General features: G+C 46.6%; 13 protein-coding genes. 3 read left to right on the forward strand and 10 right to left on the reverse strand.

Features of this window, described 5'->3' with window-relative positions; all coding sequences use genetic code 11:
* Positions 1 to 881 precede the first annotated feature (881 nt).
* The 7 genes from KYK27_RS18460 to KYK27_RS15165 all read right to left on the reverse strand — a co-directional run bounded on the left by KYK27_RS18460 (position 882) and on the right by KYK27_RS15165 (position 8,154).
* Complete coding sequence (locus KYK27_RS18460) at positions 882 to 1,013, reverse strand: hypothetical protein (RefSeq protein ID WP_255532161.1); 132 nt, start codon at positions 1,011 to 1,013, stop codon at positions 882 to 884.
* A gap of 100 nt (positions 1,014 to 1,113) precedes the next feature.
* Positions 1,114 to 1,827 (reverse strand): OmpA family protein, encoded by a 714-nt coding sequence (locus KYK27_RS15140; RefSeq protein WP_199111032.1) that lies wholly within the window; start codon positions 1,825 to 1,827, stop codon positions 1,114 to 1,116.
* 310 nt (positions 1,828 to 2,137) lie between these two features.
* Positions 2,138 to 2,881 (reverse strand): OmpA family protein, encoded by a 744-nt coding sequence (locus KYK27_RS15145; protein ID WP_233150467.1) that lies wholly within the window; start codon positions 2,879 to 2,881, stop codon positions 2,138 to 2,140.
* A 259-nt stretch (positions 2,882 to 3,140) separates the two neighbouring features.
* Positions 3,141 to 4,037 (reverse strand): acetyl-CoA carboxylase, carboxyltransferase subunit beta, encoded by an 897-nt coding sequence (gene accD / locus KYK27_RS15150; protein ID WP_199111136.1) that lies wholly within the window; start codon positions 4,035 to 4,037, stop codon positions 3,141 to 3,143.
* A gap of 158 nt (positions 4,038 to 4,195) precedes the next feature.
* Complete coding sequence (locus tag KYK27_RS15155) at positions 4,196 to 5,254, reverse strand: class I fructose-bisphosphate aldolase (protein WP_162428567.1); 1,059 nt, start codon at positions 5,252 to 5,254, stop codon at positions 4,196 to 4,198.
* A 276-nt stretch (positions 5,255 to 5,530) separates the two neighbouring features.
* Positions 5,531 to 6,745, reverse strand: a complete 1,215-nt coding sequence (locus KYK27_RS15160) for an amidohydrolase family protein (RefSeq protein WP_199111034.1) — start codon at positions 6,743 to 6,745, stop codon at positions 5,531 to 5,533.
* A gap of 107 nt (positions 6,746 to 6,852) precedes the next feature.
* The gene (locus tag KYK27_RS15165; protein WP_199111035.1) at positions 6,853 to 8,154 is read right to left on the reverse strand and encodes an amidohydrolase family protein; all 1,302 of its coding nucleotides are present in this window, start codon (positions 8,152 to 8,154) and stop codon (positions 6,853 to 6,855) included.
* Positions 8,155 to 8,335: 181 nt separating this feature from the next.
* On the opposite strand from KYK27_RS15165, the gene KYK27_RS15170 reads away from it, so the two are divergent.
* Positions 8,336 to 9,019 carry a hypothetical protein gene (locus KYK27_RS15170; RefSeq protein WP_199111037.1) on the forward strand — a complete coding sequence of 228 codons (684 nt, stop codon included), beginning with the start codon at positions 8,336 to 8,338 and terminating at the stop codon, positions 9,017 to 9,019.
* A gap of 47 nt (positions 9,020 to 9,066) precedes the next feature.
* On the opposite strand, the gene KYK27_RS15175 is transcribed toward KYK27_RS15170, so the two are convergent.
* The 3 genes from KYK27_RS15175 to KYK27_RS15185 form a co-directional block, all read right to left on the reverse strand.
* On the reverse strand, positions 9,067 to 10,086 hold the full coding sequence (locus tag KYK27_RS15175) for a M28 family peptidase (RefSeq protein ID WP_199111038.1): 1,020 nt from the start codon (positions 10,084 to 10,086) through the stop codon (positions 9,067 to 9,069).
* On the reverse strand, positions 10,076 to 11,566 hold the full coding sequence (gene cysS, locus KYK27_RS15180) for a cysteine--tRNA ligase (protein ID WP_199111041.1): 1,491 nt from the start codon (positions 11,564 to 11,566) through the stop codon (positions 10,076 to 10,078). The genes KYK27_RS15175 and cysS overlap by 11 nt, the downstream gene beginning before the upstream one ends.
* Before the next feature lie 107 nt (positions 11,567 to 11,673).
* Positions 11,674 to 12,756: an endonuclease/exonuclease/phosphatase family protein gene (locus tag KYK27_RS15185; RefSeq protein WP_233150468.1), complete on the reverse strand. Its 1,083-nt coding sequence runs from the start codon at positions 12,754 to 12,756 to the stop codon at positions 11,674 to 11,676.
* A 365-nt stretch (positions 12,757 to 13,121) separates the two neighbouring features.
* On the opposite strand from KYK27_RS15185, the gene rimP reads away from it, so the two are divergent.
* Together rimP and nusA are read left to right on the forward strand one after the other, a co-directional pair.
* On the forward strand, positions 13,122 to 13,595 hold the full coding sequence (gene rimP, locus KYK27_RS15190) for a ribosome maturation factor RimP (RefSeq protein WP_233150469.1): 474 nt from the start codon (positions 13,122 to 13,124) through the stop codon (positions 13,593 to 13,595).
* A gap of 7 nt (positions 13,596 to 13,602) precedes the next feature.
* Positions 13,603 to 14,856: a transcription termination factor NusA gene (nusA, locus tag KYK27_RS15195; protein ID WP_199111045.1), complete on the forward strand. Its 1,254-nt coding sequence runs from the start codon at positions 13,603 to 13,605 to the stop codon at positions 14,854 to 14,856.
* Positions 14,857 to 14,887: the final 31 nt, after the last annotated feature.

Here is a 14,887-nt window from a genome sequence, read left to right on the forward strand (position 1 = left end):
CGAATCAAGTATTCGTTTCATAACTGCTTATAATCCTGGGAGCTCTACAAACCTACAGTTTTATAGTTAGCTTTGGTGCCCTCACGGCCGGGAGGCCCCGTCTTTGGGCATCGCGCGGTGTACATTTGCTTTGCTCCTGCGTCGCAATGCTTTCAGCACCGCAAATCTACAAGGCGCTCAACCCAAAGACTGTGATCAGTTCGATAGCAGAAACTATAGTTTAAGTAGCTGCTATAGTTGCATTGCTTTATCGGGGCGATAGTTCCGTAGGGACAGATAAACCTGTCCTGCTCGTGGTGTGTAACTATCGCAAACCCAGATTTCTCCTTCGTCGAAATGACAATTAGAGTAGTAGTAGATATGTCCCCCTTTGAAGGGGGAAAGGGGGATGACAAACGGAAACTATAGAACTATAGTTCAAGCTATAGTAATAGCATAGATTCCCCTCTCGGGAGGGGCAGGGGTGGGTTGATACCGCAACTATGAATTATAACTCCAACTATAGCGGTAGCCTAAAGCTCCCTGCCTAAGATAAGGAGGGGATAAAGGGGTGGTTGGACTTCGCCAACTATAAAACTATAGCCAAAGCTACTACTCTTGCCTGCCCCCTGCCGGGCCAGTTGAGTTACAAACTCAACCCCATAGTTAGACACGGGTTGCAAACCCGCGCCAGCGGAGAAGAAGGGCCTATAGAACTATATCAAAATCCCAATCCTGGAAACCCTTCAATCCAGAAAATCCTGATTCAGACAAAACTCCCTCTCCTTTTTTAGGAGAGGGCCAGGGTGAGGTAAAACCTCCAAATCCTGATTCACACAAAACGGCAACAAAAAAGGAGAAGCTTGTGCTTCTCCTTTTCCCAACTACTATTTGGTAGCTGATTACTTAACAACCGGATGAGCAACCAGCGCTTGCTGGCTAAGTTGTTTGTTGCTTTGGCTCATGCGCTCACAGGCACTGAACACAAGCGAAATGGCCGCACTCAGAAAAGCCATTTTTAAGTATAGTCTCATAAAAAATTACTGAAAATAAGGGGAAACGGGTGGCGAAAAAAACAGCCGCACCTGAAAGTGCGGCTGAAAAAATCACCAAAATTACACTTTAATCAAACTATTATAGTTCGCCACGCTCAGCGGCTTTCTTCATTTTCTCGTTTGCGAAAATGGCAATCTCTACACGGCGGTTCTGCTGGCGACCTGCTGCAGTGCTGTTATCAGCAATTGGCTGGTCAAAGGCATATCCCTGGGTTGTCATACGGTTGCGGCTTACACCCTGGCCGGATAAATAGCTGGCTACAGACTCGGCACGACGTTCAGATAAACGCTGATTCAGATCACGTGTACCAGTGTTATCCGTATGGCCTTCAATCAGGATGTTAGTATCTTCGTACTTTTTAAGGGTAGCAGCCAGTTGCGAAATCTCTGTTTGTGCATTAGACTGTAACGCATCCGAGTTAGTCGCAAACAGGATACCAGAGTTAAACGTGATCTTGATACCTTCACCAACGCGCTCAACTTTAGCATTTTCAAGGTCTCTCTGCAACTCAGCGGCTTGCTTGTCCATGTGGCGTCCAATAAGTGCACCTGTTGTACCACCTACCGCAGCACCAATAATAGCGCCTGCTGCAGTGTTACCGGTAGCTCTACCAATTACACCACCAACTACGGCACCACCAGCGGCACCAATAATACCGCCTTTAGCGGTTTTGTTCATTCCTTTTTTTTCAGTAGTTGTTGTTCCGCTTGTGCTGCCTGTTTTACTGGCACATGACGAAAACAATAAACTAAAAATCACCAAAATGGATAAATAAATTCTGATACTTTTCATATGCATTTGTGTTTAATTCTACATTAGCGAATCGTTAGATTCTGAGGTTCATACTTCATATTTTCAAAAATGTTCGGGTTTTGCACCCGCTTTCTGCGCTTTCAACAATGCTCAGCCCTGGCACCTATCACCTATCCCACTGAGGCTGACTACTTTATATAGCTTATATAGTATACTCTAACGGCTAAAATATTTCACAGGTTTTTTAAAAAGCGTAACATTAGTTATACGCGTGCCCGGAGATCTAACTAAAAAGCGCCTGCCAACCGAAGCTGACAGGCGCTTTAAAAGCTAACTATAGTTTATAGTGTTACTTTATCTGACCGCTCTCAGCAGCTTTTTTCATTTCTTCGTTCGCGATGATAATGATCTCTACACGACGGTTCTGGCTACGGCCTGCAACTGTACTGTTGTCAGCGATCGGCTGATCGTAGCTATATCCTTTGGCCTGTAAACGCGATCCGTCAACACCTACGCTTTTAGCATAGTTTAACACAGACTGCGCACGACGCTCAGATAACTTCTGGTTCAGTTCGTAGCTACCGGTATTGTCAGTGTGGCCTTCAATAATCACGTTAGTGCCTTCGTACTCTTTTAAAGTCTGGGCAAGTTTAGCAATGTCCTGCTTGGCAGATGCGCTCAGCTCGGCAGAGTTAGTTGCGAACAGGATACCAGAATCGAAATTGATACGGATAGCCTCACCTACACGCTCTACGTTTGCATTTTCCATGCTCTTCTCAAGCTCTTCAGCCTGCTTGTCCATACGGCGGCCAATAACGGCACCTGTAGCACCACCTACCGCAGCACCAATAATAGCACCGGCAGCAGTGTTACCCATTTTGTTACCGATAACGCCACCAATAACAGCACCAGAGCCAGCACCTATAATACCGCCTTTGGTAGTTTTATTCATTCCTTTTTTTTCTGTAGTACCTGTTTGCGAGGTTTCTGTAGTTGTACCTGAGTTATCAGCTGTCGGACGTGTGCTCTGGCAAGACGTGAACAGCATAGCTGCAGCTAGAAACGAGGTTAATGATAATTTTAAAGCTTTCATGTTTCTTAAAATTGGTAAAGATTAGGTTTACGGTAACTGTACTGTTTATGATAAATTATTTAATTGGCTTTCGCTGCAAAGGCTTATTGCAATTCGAGTGCCAGCTTTACACAAACGATCAAATCCTTAAAACTATACAAGCAATCACAAAAAAATATTTAGTTTTTAGAATATATAAATCTCACATTACCACTATTGTCAATAAAAAAGCCTGCCATTACAATAAATGGCAGGCTTTAAAACTTTATATTTTAAGCACTTAAGATGCTTTGGTAGTTTTGCGTGTTTTAGCCGGAGCAGGGTTGGCTTCCTTCACATAAATCATGCTTAGCAGGTCTGTCAGTTGCTGCTTCAGCTCCTTACGGTCAACTATAAAATCAAGGAAACCGTGCTCCAGTACGAATTCTGCACTCTGGAAACCTTTTGGCAGGTCTTTGCCTATAGTTTCTTTAATTACACGCGGACCGGCAAACCCGATAAGCGCACCCGGCTCAGCAATATTAAAATCGCCCAGCATGGCATAAGATGCTGTTACACCACCCGTAGTCGGGTCTGTCAGCATCGAAATATAAGGCAGGCCTTCTTCTGACAGCAACGCCAGTTTAGCAGATGTTTTAGCCATCTGCATCAGCGAGAAACCAGCTTCCATCATACGCGCACCACCAGATTTAGAAATCATCATAAACGGCGTGCGTGTTTTGCGAGCATGGTCAATAGCGCGGGCAATCTTCTCTCCTACCACCGATCCCATAGAACCACCAATAAAATTGAAGTCCATACAGGCAATCGTAATTTCCTGTCCGTTCATTTTGCCATACGCGCTGCGCACCGCATCTTTCAGACCAGTAGATTTTTGAGTGGCAACTATACGGTTCGGGTAAGGCTTGGAATCCACAAAGTCCAGCGGGTCGCCTGATGTCAGGTCCGTATCCAGTTCTGTAAATTCGTTGTTATCAAAAAGTATAGCAAAGTATTCTTTAGAACCGATGCGCTCGTGGTGATTACACTTAACGCAGGTATTTAAGTTTTTTCGGTGCTCTGCCATGCTGGTTACAGCTTTGCAGCTAGGGCACTTATACCATAACCCGTCCGGTGTTTCTTTCTTCTCTTCAGTAGGAGTATGAATTCCTTTTTCTACTCTTTTAAACCAAGGCATCATAGTTTAAAGCGTGCACTGGGCACATAAAATGTGATAACTATACTTGCAGCCAACCGGCCGGCGTTTCAAAAAATATGGCCTGCCTTTCAGGCTCCGGAGAGCTCAAAAAAAGGCAGGCCACAAAAATATGTAATTATCAGCAGTTCTGCTACAAATTACGCTAATGTAATCTCGTTGCTCAGGTATACGTCCTGGATAGCGTTCAGTAACTCCACGCCAACTTTCATATCCTTCTGGAATGCTTTACGACCTGAGATAAGGCCCATACCGCCCGCACGCTTGTTAATTACAGCTGTACGCACTGCATCTGCCAAGTCAGACTCACCCTTAGATTCGCCACCTGAGTTGATCAGACCGGCACGGCCCATATAGCAGTTTGCTACCTGGTAACGCGCTAAATCAATCGGGTTGTCAGTAGTAAGTTTATCATACATCGCCTTATGCGACTTTGCAAAGTTGATAGCCGTAAAGCCACCGTTGTTCTCAGGAAGCTTCTGCTTGATGATGTCGGCTTGTATTGTTACGCCAAGGTGGTTTGCCTGTGCAGTAATGTCGGCAGCTACGTGGTAATCTACACCATCTTTTTTGAAGGCGTTGTTACGCGCATAGCACCAAAGTATAGTTGCCATACCTAACTGGTGTGCTCTTTCAAAAGCCTCAGCTACTTCAATGATCTGGCGCGAAGACTCTTCTGAACCGAAATAGATAGTTGCTCCAACGGCTGCAGCACCTAAGTTCCAGGCCTCATCCACAGAACCGAACATGATCTGGTCGAACTTGTTAGGGTAAGTCAGCAGCTCGTTGTGGTTGATCTTAACAATGAACGGAATTCTGTGTGCGTATTTTCTTGACATCATGGCTAGGTTACCGAATGTTGTGGCAACTGCGTTGCAACCACCTTCCATAGCCAGCTTAATGATGTTTTCAGGGTCAAAATAAATAGGGTTTGGTGCGAACGATGCACCGGCAGTGTGCTCTATGCCCTGGTCAACCGGCAGGATAGACAGGTAACCTGTGCCACCTAAACGGCCATGGTCGAATAGTTGCTGTAAGCTGCGCAGCACCTGTGGGCTACGGTTAGACTGAGCAAAAATTCTGTCCACGAAGTCCGGGCCCGGCGCGTGCAGCTGCTCTTTAGAAATAGTTTTGCTTTCATACTGAAGTAGGTTTTCTCCTTCAGAACCAAGTAAAGAAACGATGTTATCGTAATTCATTTTGTCTTTAATATTTTGTGATAGAGACACTTTAGATTTGGTGATACAAATATAGCAAGGTATATATACTTTCAATATTCTTTCGGACCGTAATCTGTTTCTGACAGTAAACTCCGGGATGAGAAACTTTTATAACACAGGAAAGCCCGACTGAACACCCAACACTTACTTGGTAAGCAGAAAAAGGTTACTATAAAAAAAATCAGTGCCCGCTAAAATTTCAGCAGGCACTGATCACAGTTAACTATAGTTCCGAAATCTATAGTTGCAGACTTTCTACATACACGCTTCGCTTACTACTTTACCATCCACCAGTACAGTACAAACATGCGATGTGTACTCAAACGGATCTCCGTCAAATAGCACGATGTCGGCATCTTTCCCTTTTTCCAGAGAGCCAATACGTTTGTCCTGCCCTATTATTTTAGACGGAACTATAGTTAGCGCGGCAAGTGCCTGCTCTGGTTTCATGCCATTGGCCACGGCTACACTTGCCTCGAACAGCAGCACGCGCGCCCGTGGCACATAAGCTTCAAAGCCACTTTGTATGGCCACCGGAATGCCGGCTTTTGCAAGTATAGCTGCTGTTTCGAAAGATATATTTTTGTTCTCGCCATATGCCCGCGCCATTGTTGGGTGAACTATAACCGGAACACCGGCTGCTTTTATCTCATCAACCAACAGGTATGCTTCCGAAGCACCGTCGAGTACCATATCCAGGTTAAATTCTTTGGCCAGGCGCAGCGCTGCCATTATGTCCTGCGCTTTATTGGCTGTAACCAGGGCTTTGTATTTTCCGCTCAGCACAGCTCTCAGGGCTTCCAGTTTAAGGTTGCGGTCAGGCCGCTTCGATGCATCCTTGTTACCCATCTTTTTAGCGTAAACCTGCGCTGCCTGCAACTCTGCCCGGAGCATGGCAATACCTTTTGCCGTAGTTTTTGGTGAGCTATAGTTTTCGGCTACCTGGTTACCCAGTGTAAAGGCCACCATACTGGTAGTATCGAGCAGGTTATTAAAGCCACTGGCAGATGTTTTTAAAGCCATAAGCTGACCGCTGGCCAGTGCACCGGGAGCATGCCCCGTGTTTATAGTTGTAACACCATGACTGCGCACCCATCCGATCAGTTCCTCGTTTGGGTTGTACGCATCTATAGCGCGAAGCTCAGGCTGCACGGGTGATGTTTTCTCGAGTTGTTGCTGGTCGGCAGGCACGTTGTAAATACCGGCTAACCCAACCGATGTGTGGGCATCTACAAAACCAGGCGTTACCACCTTGGCACTATAGGTTTTATAGTTCTGCGGCACCTGCAGGTTTGCTCCTACCGCTTCAATTTTGCCATCTTTTATTAGCACAACACCATTTTTAATAGGCGTGCCCGCCATGGTATAAACGGTTTCGCCTTTAACAGCTATCTGCGCCTGCACCTGTCTGGCACCAACTATAGCCAGACCCGCAACTATAGCTGCAACTACTTGTATATGTTTTTTCATATTGATTTTTCTTTTTGATGAAAGACTATTTGACAAAGGACAAAAGACAAAAATCTCATCTCTTAAAGAGTCTTATGTCTTTTGTCAAAAAAATCTTTCGTCTGAAATTAATGCGTGTGATAATGAACATCGGTCTGGTAGGTGTTGTAGCCGCCGGTCGCAAACTTCTTGTCTTCCGGGTTGCTGATATCGAAGCGTTTTTTACCTTCTACCCAGGTTTGTTCTATAGTTGTGTACACACTGAACGGCTCACCATTCAGAACTATAAAATCCGCATCCTTTCCTTTTTCCAGAGAGCCAACGCGGTTATCCAGTTCCAGCATTTTGGCACCGGCTATAGTTAAGGCTTCCAGGGCTTTCTCGCGGCTCATACCGGCACGCACACCCTGTGCAGCACTTCGCATAAACAGCCTCGAATCCGTAATGCCATCATCGGTATGGAAAGCCGTGAGTACACCGGCTTTTTCTAAAACAGCTCCGTTACTATTCCGCACTTCTACCGCTTCCGATTTACCACCCGGAGAGTCCAGGGTAATGATTGAAGCAGGAACACCGGACTTGGCAATTTCGTCAACCGCTTTCCAGGCTTCGCTCACGTGGTGGAGTACCATCTTAAAGCCAAATTCCTTCTGTAACCTGAGGGCGGTCAGCACATCGTCGTAGCGGTGCGTATGGAAATGCACGATACGCTTACCCTCCAGTATTTCTACCAGCGGATCGAGATTTGCTTTGCGTTCGGGCATTTTATCGGCTTTGCCTTTCGCCGCTTTTATCTTGCTTTGGTATTGCTGCGCATCCAGGAAAAGCTGCCTCGCCATAGCTGCCGATTTGGCACGGGTGCCCGGGAAGGGAGCTGGGCGCATCGGGTTTGTTCCGTTAGCCATTTTCATACCGCCACAAATGCCGTTGGTCACATCCTCACAAAAAGTGAGGTCGCTGATGGTATTGCCTTCGCGCATTTTAAGGTACACTGTCTGGCCACTCATCAGGTGTCCAGAGCCCGGCATTACGTTTACAGTAGTTATGCCGCCGGCCAGGGCACGCTTGAACGAATCGCTGATCGGGTTAATGCCATCTATTATGCGCACATCGGGCTGCAACGGAGCTGAAGCGTCGCCGCCAGCGCCTTCGCCTAAGTGTGAGTGCGTGTCGACTAAGCCCGGCATCAGCACTTTTCCGGCCATGTCAAATTCGGTGGCTCCTTTAGGTATTTTCACATCGCTGGCAGCACCAACTGCTGTTATTTTGCCATGCTGCACTACCAGCACGCCATTTTCGATCGGCTTGCCAGCTATAGGCAGGATGCGGGCATTTTTAAAAACATGCGGTTGTTGCTGGGCAAAGGCGTTGCCAGCCAGCAGAAAGCCGGACAGGCCAAGTGCTGCGAGCAACAGGTTATTCTTTTTCATCAGGGTTAAGTTGAAGTATAGATCAGGTTAGTTTTTGCACCATTAACTTAAACATTTAAACCTGCATTTGAAAATATTTATCAGCCGGCACTCAACTATAGCTGTGCCCAACCTCCCTGCCTTATAAACATCCAAACAACCCCATAACCGTTAATATTAGTACACCAGCTATCTTACCACTATGAGAACAATAAAGAACTTTGCACACCACAAACTCCCTCCCTTATTAGCTATAGTTGCGCTCGCTTTTATAGTTAATGCCTGCGCTTCCTCTACCCAGCTTACCGGCTCCTGGAAAAACCCTGAGGCATCCGGAAAAACCTATCATAACATTGTAGTCGCGGCCCTCACCGAAAATATACTTGCCCGGCAGGAAGTAGAAAAAGACATGCAGACCCAACTACAGCAGCGTGGTATAAAATCGACCAGGAGCATTGATATCTTCCCACCCATGAGAGGAGGCGAAAAAGGCCCCGATGTAAACCTGTTGCTGGAGAAAATGCGCGGAGAAGACTACGATGCGGTGCTGACAGTTGCGCTGGTTGACAAGGAAACAGAAACGCGTTATGTACCTGGCAATGTGGGTTACCGCCCGGTAACCTATTTCTCGTGGTATGGTAACTTCCGGGGATACTACACACACTGGTACCCTATCCTGTATGAGCCCGGCTATTATACCGAAGACAAGATCTATTACCTTGAAACAAACCTGTACGGGGTAGATAATGACGCCTTAGTCTGGTCTGCCCAGTCGCATTCGCATAGCCCGTCGAGTATGCGCAAGGCTGCCGAAAAATTGGCTGAGATAACTATAAACCAACTCGCCAAAGACAACCTGATAAAGCCAAAACCTACAGCGCAATAAAAAAGGGACGCTCGTAAAGCGTCCCTTTATAGTTTATGTTGGTCCTTCTATTCGTTATACACCACGTGCAGCACCGTTTGCCCTACCGCTTTCAGTGTTTTAGGACTTATGATAGCCATGCTGTCGGAGTGACGGTGGTGGTAATCTCCAAAAAAGTCCCCGTCTATGCTGCTCATGTTATACTCTACAATATCGATCATCGGAATCTTAGCGATGGCGTTGATGTAAGCGTGATCATCGGTAATAGCAGGGGCATTTACATATTTAAAATAATCAGAGTAGCCCAACTGGTTGCCTGCTTTCCATACTTTATCAACTACATTTTTAGCATACTGCATGGATGTTCCTTCGCGGGCAAACCGTGCATTTTCAGCACCCACCATATCCAGCAGAATACCATACTTAGCAGTATAGTTCGGGGTATGTTTGTTGCGGCTCCAGTATTGCGAACCTAAGCACCAGGAATCTTCTACATAAGGCAATTCACTATCATCTGGCTGGCCATAGTCTTCGCCGTCAAAAAAGAACAGGTCTACACCTACATCAGGTTTTTGCTGCGCTCCATTTATAGTTCTGGCAATTTCTAACAGTACCGCTACCCCGCTTCCGCCATCGTTGGCGCCATCGATCGGTTTCTTCTGGTTGTTGGTATCCTTATCTGCATACGGACGTGTATCCCAGTGAGCGGCCAGCATAATGCGCGTTCCGGCTTCCGGGTTATAAGAGGCAATGATGTTGCGCAGGTTCAGCATGGTACCATCGTACGCACGCATCTGGAACTCCTGCACTTTCACGTCCGCACCATACCCTTTTAACTTACTGATGATCCAGTCGCCGGTAACTTTATGTGGTTGCGTGTTAGGAACTCTCGGACCAAAGGCTACCTGCTTTGCTACAAATTTATAAGCGGAATCGGCATTAAAGGCCGGAGCCTTTACGCCAGCAGGTTCGTTTTCTGTTTCAGCTACTGTTGTTTCTTGCTGCGCGCTTTTCTCTGATGAGTCGCAACTATAAAGTGCCAGCGCACCACAGAAAAGGATAGCTATCAGGTTCAATTTATTCTTCATAAGCCCAGTCTATACCGGTTTTTAAGTCTTTAATTACAATGCCCTGCTTTTTAAGTTCTGCACGGATAGCATCTACTTTATCGTACGCCTTAGACTCCTTCGCTTCTTTGTAGAAGGTGAGCACCAGGTTCAGCATTTCTTCCTGGTCGCCGAGCGGTTCTTCTTTCATACCAAGAATATCCAGCAACAGGGTTCTATAGGTTTCTTTTATGGTATCAAATGTTCCACGTGTGAGACTACCGATCTGCAGCTGCCCTAAGTACAGGCTGTTTATCTTTTTAAGCAGGTTAAAGAGCGAAGCTATAGTTCGCGCCGTGTTCATGTCATCGTCCAGGCCACGGAAGCAGTCTTCGGTCAGTTTCAGCAGTTCTTCGTTCAGCTTCTCGTCTGGCGTTGCCGCTTCTTCCGGATATTGCATCTTATCCAGCACACGCAGACCGTTCATCAGCTTGGTATAGCCTTTTCGGGCAGCCTGTAATGCTTCGTTGCTAAAGTCTAAGGTGCTTCTATAGTGCGCCTGCAAAATAAAGAAGCGGATCGTCATCGGGCTGTAAGCCTGCTCCAGCATCTCGTGATTGCCGCTGAAGAGCTCGCTAAGGTTTATGAAGTTACCCAGCGATTTGCCCATCTTCTGCCCGTTCACCGTGATCATGTTGTTATGAACCCAGTACTTGGCACCGTCGCTGTGGTCGCAGCTGGCCTGGTTCTGCGCGATCTCGCATTCGTGGTGCGGGAACATAAGGTCCAGTCCGCCACCGTGTATATCAAAGTTCCCGCCCAGGTATTTCCGGCTCATAGCCGAGCACTCCAAATGCCATCCCGGGAAGCCTTCGCTCCACGGCGAAGGCCAGCGCATGATATGCGACGGCGAAGCTTTTTTCCAGAGCGCAAAATCCAGCGGAGAACGCTTTTCATCGTGCCCCTCTGTTTCGCGGGTGTTGCTCAACAGGTCTTCTATAATTCTACCCGACAGCTTGCCATAGTTATGGTCCTTGTTGTAAGCCGGCACATCAAAGTATACCGAGCCATTCACTTCGTAAGCAAAGCCATTTTCCAGAATCTCCTTTATCATCTCTATCTGCTCGATGATGTGGCCCGACGCGCGTGGCTCGATATCCGGAGAAAGCGTGTTCAGTTTTTCGAGGTCGCGGTGGTACACATTGGTATAGTGCTGCACCACTTCCATGGGTTCTATCTGCTGCGCTTTGGCAATTTTCTGGATCTTATCTTCCCCTTCGTCGGCATCGTTCTGCAGGTGGCCAACGTCGGTAATGTTGCGCACAAAACGCACCTTATATTTCAGGTATTTCAGGTAGCGGTACAGCACATCGAAGGTAACTGCGCTACGGGCGTGGCCTAAATGTGGCTCGCCGTAAACGGTTGGTCCGCACAGGTACATGCCCACAAACGGAGCGTGCAGTGGTTCAAATACTTCCTTCTTGCGTGTAAGCGTATTATAAATATTCAGTTTCTGTTGCATAGTATAAGTATAGGCGCCAGTGGCACCGCACTTTATAGTTTGATCAGCCTGTTTTGGCCACTTATTTATAGTTCAAAATTAAAAAGAATGCCTTCCAAGTCCTAACGCTACTCCTCTTCCAGCACATATTTGGCCGAAATAGGGAAGTGATCAGATAAGCCCATCTCGTAGTGTGTTGTAAAGTCGTAGGCCCGTAGCCCTTCGCTGTAAAACTGGTTATCGATGCGTAAAAAAGGCAATGGGCCATTATACGTGGCCCCTACTCCGTTCCCTGCTTCCACAAAAGCGTTCTGCAAATTTCGGGCTAACTGGTTATAAGTGTAACTCGATGGTATATCGTTAAGGTCTCCACAAACTATAACCGGGTGCGGCGACTCTTTGATATGCTCCAGCAGTTTTTCTACCTGGTGTCCGCGGGCTATAAATCCTTTCTTCAAACGACGCGCCAGGTTACGGCCTTCTTTCTTAAAGCTTGCTTCGTCGCCGATGGCTGAATACGTATTTTCTATGTCCTGCGACTTTATACTCATCGATTGCAGGTGGGCCGTATAAATGCGGATCGTATCTCCTTTCAGATTGATATCTGCCCAGATGGCGCGGTTATGGTTCGACTCTCCAAACCGGATCACGCCTTTATCAACTATAGGATAACGGGTAAAGATCACTATGCCAATATCAGCCTTGTTACGGTCTACAAACGACACTGAAAAATAACGGAACTTATCGTAGCGGTTACCAATGCGGCTGACAGTATTATACGTATCAGATCCCCGGTTACTATAAAATTCCTGCAGGCAATACACATCGGCAGGGTGCGTGGCCACCCAGTCTATCATCTCGCTCGATGCTTCGCGCTCTACGCCATCTTTATCAGTATAAGCATTAAAAACGTGCACATTAAAACTGAGCACCTGCAGTGTCTTAGCGCCTTCAGGCACTTCAGTATTAAAGTTGAGTGCCACCAGGCGATTATAATATCCCCAGCCAAGTATAATTACCAGCAGCGGCAGTACTACAAACCACGACCGCTTTATGAGCCAGTAAAACAGGAAAAGCACATTCAGAACAAGCGCCCCCGGCAACGATAAAGCAATAAAAGCAGCCGGCCAGAACTCGTGTGGCGGAACCCGCAGGCATAGTACACCCAGTAACACCCAGAACACGACCAGAATGTTTAAAATGAGCCACAAACGGCGCCTTATTTTTTTGAATGTACCTGACACGAAACAAACATACAAAGAAACGTTTGATGTATACTATGGCCGAACCAGAAAATGCCATAGCCCCGGCACCAAATCAGAACTTTAGCAACCCCCTCAGAACTATAATAAAATCACGGCTGTTACTTATTCAACATCTGCTCTGTCCGGCAACAACCCGGTTACTACCTGCTTGTATAGTTACACCTTCATAACATAGCCGGAAACTATAAATTAATACAGCCATTAGCGGACTGTATTGTATATATAATGTTTTTGTTGTAAATTTGTGAAATTATTTCGCAGGAGATGAGGGGACACGAAGTCCCCTTCTTTATTTCTTATACTTGTAAACAATGGTACTAAGCGCAACAGCTATACGCGAGATGGCGGAAGCAAGCCTTCCGGATAGCGACCTGTTTCTGGTTGATGTAACCGTTTCAGATTCACAGGTTCGCCCTAAAGTAACTGTGCTGGCCGATGGAGAGCAGGGTATTACGATAGACCAGTGTGCTACGCTTAGCCGCCGCATCAGCAAGAAGATTGAAGAGAAGTATGGTGAAGAGCTGAGCTATACGATTGAAGTAAGTTCGCCGGGTGTTGATTTCCCGCTGACACAGCCGAAACAGTTTACCCGTAATATAGGTCGTAACCTGAAACTGAAGCTGCAGGATGGCACCGAGAAAACCGGCAAACTGGAAGAAGTAACCGAGATAGGAATAAACCTGACGGAAGAAATAAAACAAAAAGGCAAAAAGGCAACGTATGAGCCTGTGCAAATACCTTTCGGGGACATTGTAAAAGCAAATGTTGTAATATCATTTAAATAAAAAGATAATGAACAGTTCAGTCCTGATCGAGTCGTTCGCTGAATTCGCGAAATTCAAGAACATAGACCGCCCGACCATGATGCGCATCCTGGAGGACGTATTCCGCACCATGATCCGTAAAAAGTGGGGCACCGACGAGAACTTTGATATCATCCTGAACGTGGAGAAAGGTGACCTGGAGATCTGGCGTAACCGCGAAATCGTGGACGACAACTCTGAGGACATCTGGGATCATGATAAGATCGCCTTATCGGATGCACAGAAGATAGAGCCTGACTTTGAGGTTGGTGAAGAAGTATCGGAAGAGATACAACTGGAAGACTTTGGTCGCCGCGCTGTACTTACAGCCCGCCAGACGCTGATCCAGCGCATCAAAGACATGGAGAAGGAGTTACTGTTCCAGAAATATAAAGACCTTGTAGGCGAGATTATATCTGGTGAAGTTTACCAGGTTTGGAACCGCGAAGTGTTATTACTGGATCAGGAAGAGAACGAACTGCTGATACCGAAGAACGAACAGATACCAAAAGACCGTTACCGTAAAGGTGATGTAGTGCGTGCTGTTGTTCAGCGTGTTGAGATTGTGAACGGTAATCCAAAGATCATCCTTTCACGTACATCTCCTGCATTCCTGGAGCGTTTATTTGAGAACGAAGTACCGGAAATATTCGATGGCCTGATCGCTATCAAAAAAATTGTTCGTGAGCCGGGCGAGCGTGCCAAAGTAGCCGTAGAATCTTTTGACGACCGTATTGACCCGGTTGGTGCCTGCGTAGGTATGAAGGGTTCGCGTATACATAGTATAGTGCGTGAGCTTGAGAACGAAAACATTGACGTAATCAACTATACCGATAACCTGGAACTATACATTCAGCGTGCGCTTAGCCCGGCTAAGATCACCAGCATGAAAATAGACAACGAGAATGGTAGAGTTTCTGTATTCTTAAAGCCTGACCAGGTATCGTTAGCGATCGGTAAAGGTGGCCAGAACATTAAGCTTGCCAGCCGTCTTGTTGATATGGAGATCGACGTATTCAGAGAGTCTGAAGTGTACGAAGAAGACATCAGCCTGGAAGAATTTACAGATGAGATCGAAGACTGGGTAATTGCAGAATTGCGCCGCATCGGTCTGGATACAGCGAAGAGTGTGCTGGCAGTTACGAAAGAAGACCTGCTGCGCAGAACAGAGCTGGAAGAAGAAACTATCGACGACGTGCTGGCTATCCTGCGCGAAGAGTTGGAAGAAGAAGACAATCAATAGTTGTACGTTGTGCCCCATTCGCTTAATTTTG

The sequence above is a fragment of the Pontibacter populi genome, assembly GCF_019336435.1.
Classification (GTDB): domain Bacteria; phylum Bacteroidota; class Bacteroidia; order Cytophagales; family Hymenobacteraceae; genus Pontibacter; species Pontibacter humidus.

Excerpts from the sequence above, each read along its gene's own strand:
- KYK27_RS18460 (WP_255532161.1), bottom strand. The coding sequence starts at position 1,013 with ATGAGACTATACTTAAAAATGGCTTTTCTGAGTGCGGCCATTTCGCTT.
- KYK27_RS15140 (WP_199111032.1), bottom strand. The coding sequence starts at position 1,827 with ATGAAAAGTATCAGAATTTATTTATCCATTTTGGTGATTTTTAGTTTA.
- KYK27_RS15145 (WP_233150467.1), bottom strand. The coding sequence starts at position 2,881 with ATGAAAGCTTTAAAATTATCATTAACCTCGTTTCTAGCTGCAGCTATG.
- accD (WP_199111136.1), bottom strand. The coding sequence starts at position 4,037 with ATGCCTTGGTTTAAAAGAGTAGAAAAAGGAATTCATACTCCTACTGAA.
- KYK27_RS15155 (WP_162428567.1), bottom strand. The coding sequence starts at position 5,254 with ATGAATTACGATAACATCGTTTCTTTACTTGGTTCTGAAGGAGAAAAC.
- KYK27_RS15160 (WP_199111034.1), bottom strand. The coding sequence starts at position 6,745 with ATGAAAAAACATATACAAGTAGTTGCAGCTATAGTTGCGGGTCTGGCT.
- KYK27_RS15165 (WP_199111035.1), bottom strand. The coding sequence starts at position 8,154 with ATGAAAAAGAATAACCTGTTGCTCGCAGCACTTGGCCTGTCCGGCTTT.
- KYK27_RS15170 (WP_199111037.1), top strand. The coding sequence starts at position 8,336 with ATGAGAACAATAAAGAACTTTGCACACCACAAACTCCCTCCCTTATTA.
- KYK27_RS15175 (WP_199111038.1), bottom strand. The coding sequence starts at position 10,086 with ATGAAGAATAAATTGAACCTGATAGCTATCCTTTTCTGTGGTGCGCTG.
- cysS (WP_199111041.1), bottom strand. The coding sequence starts at position 11,566 with ATGCAACAGAAACTGAATATTTATAATACGCTTACACGCAAGAAGGAA.
- rimP (WP_233150469.1), top strand. The coding sequence starts at position 13,122 with ATGGTACTAAGCGCAACAGCTATACGCGAGATGGCGGAAGCAAGCCTT.
- nusA (WP_199111045.1), top strand. The coding sequence starts at position 13,603 with ATGAACAGTTCAGTCCTGATCGAGTCGTTCGCTGAATTCGCGAAATTC.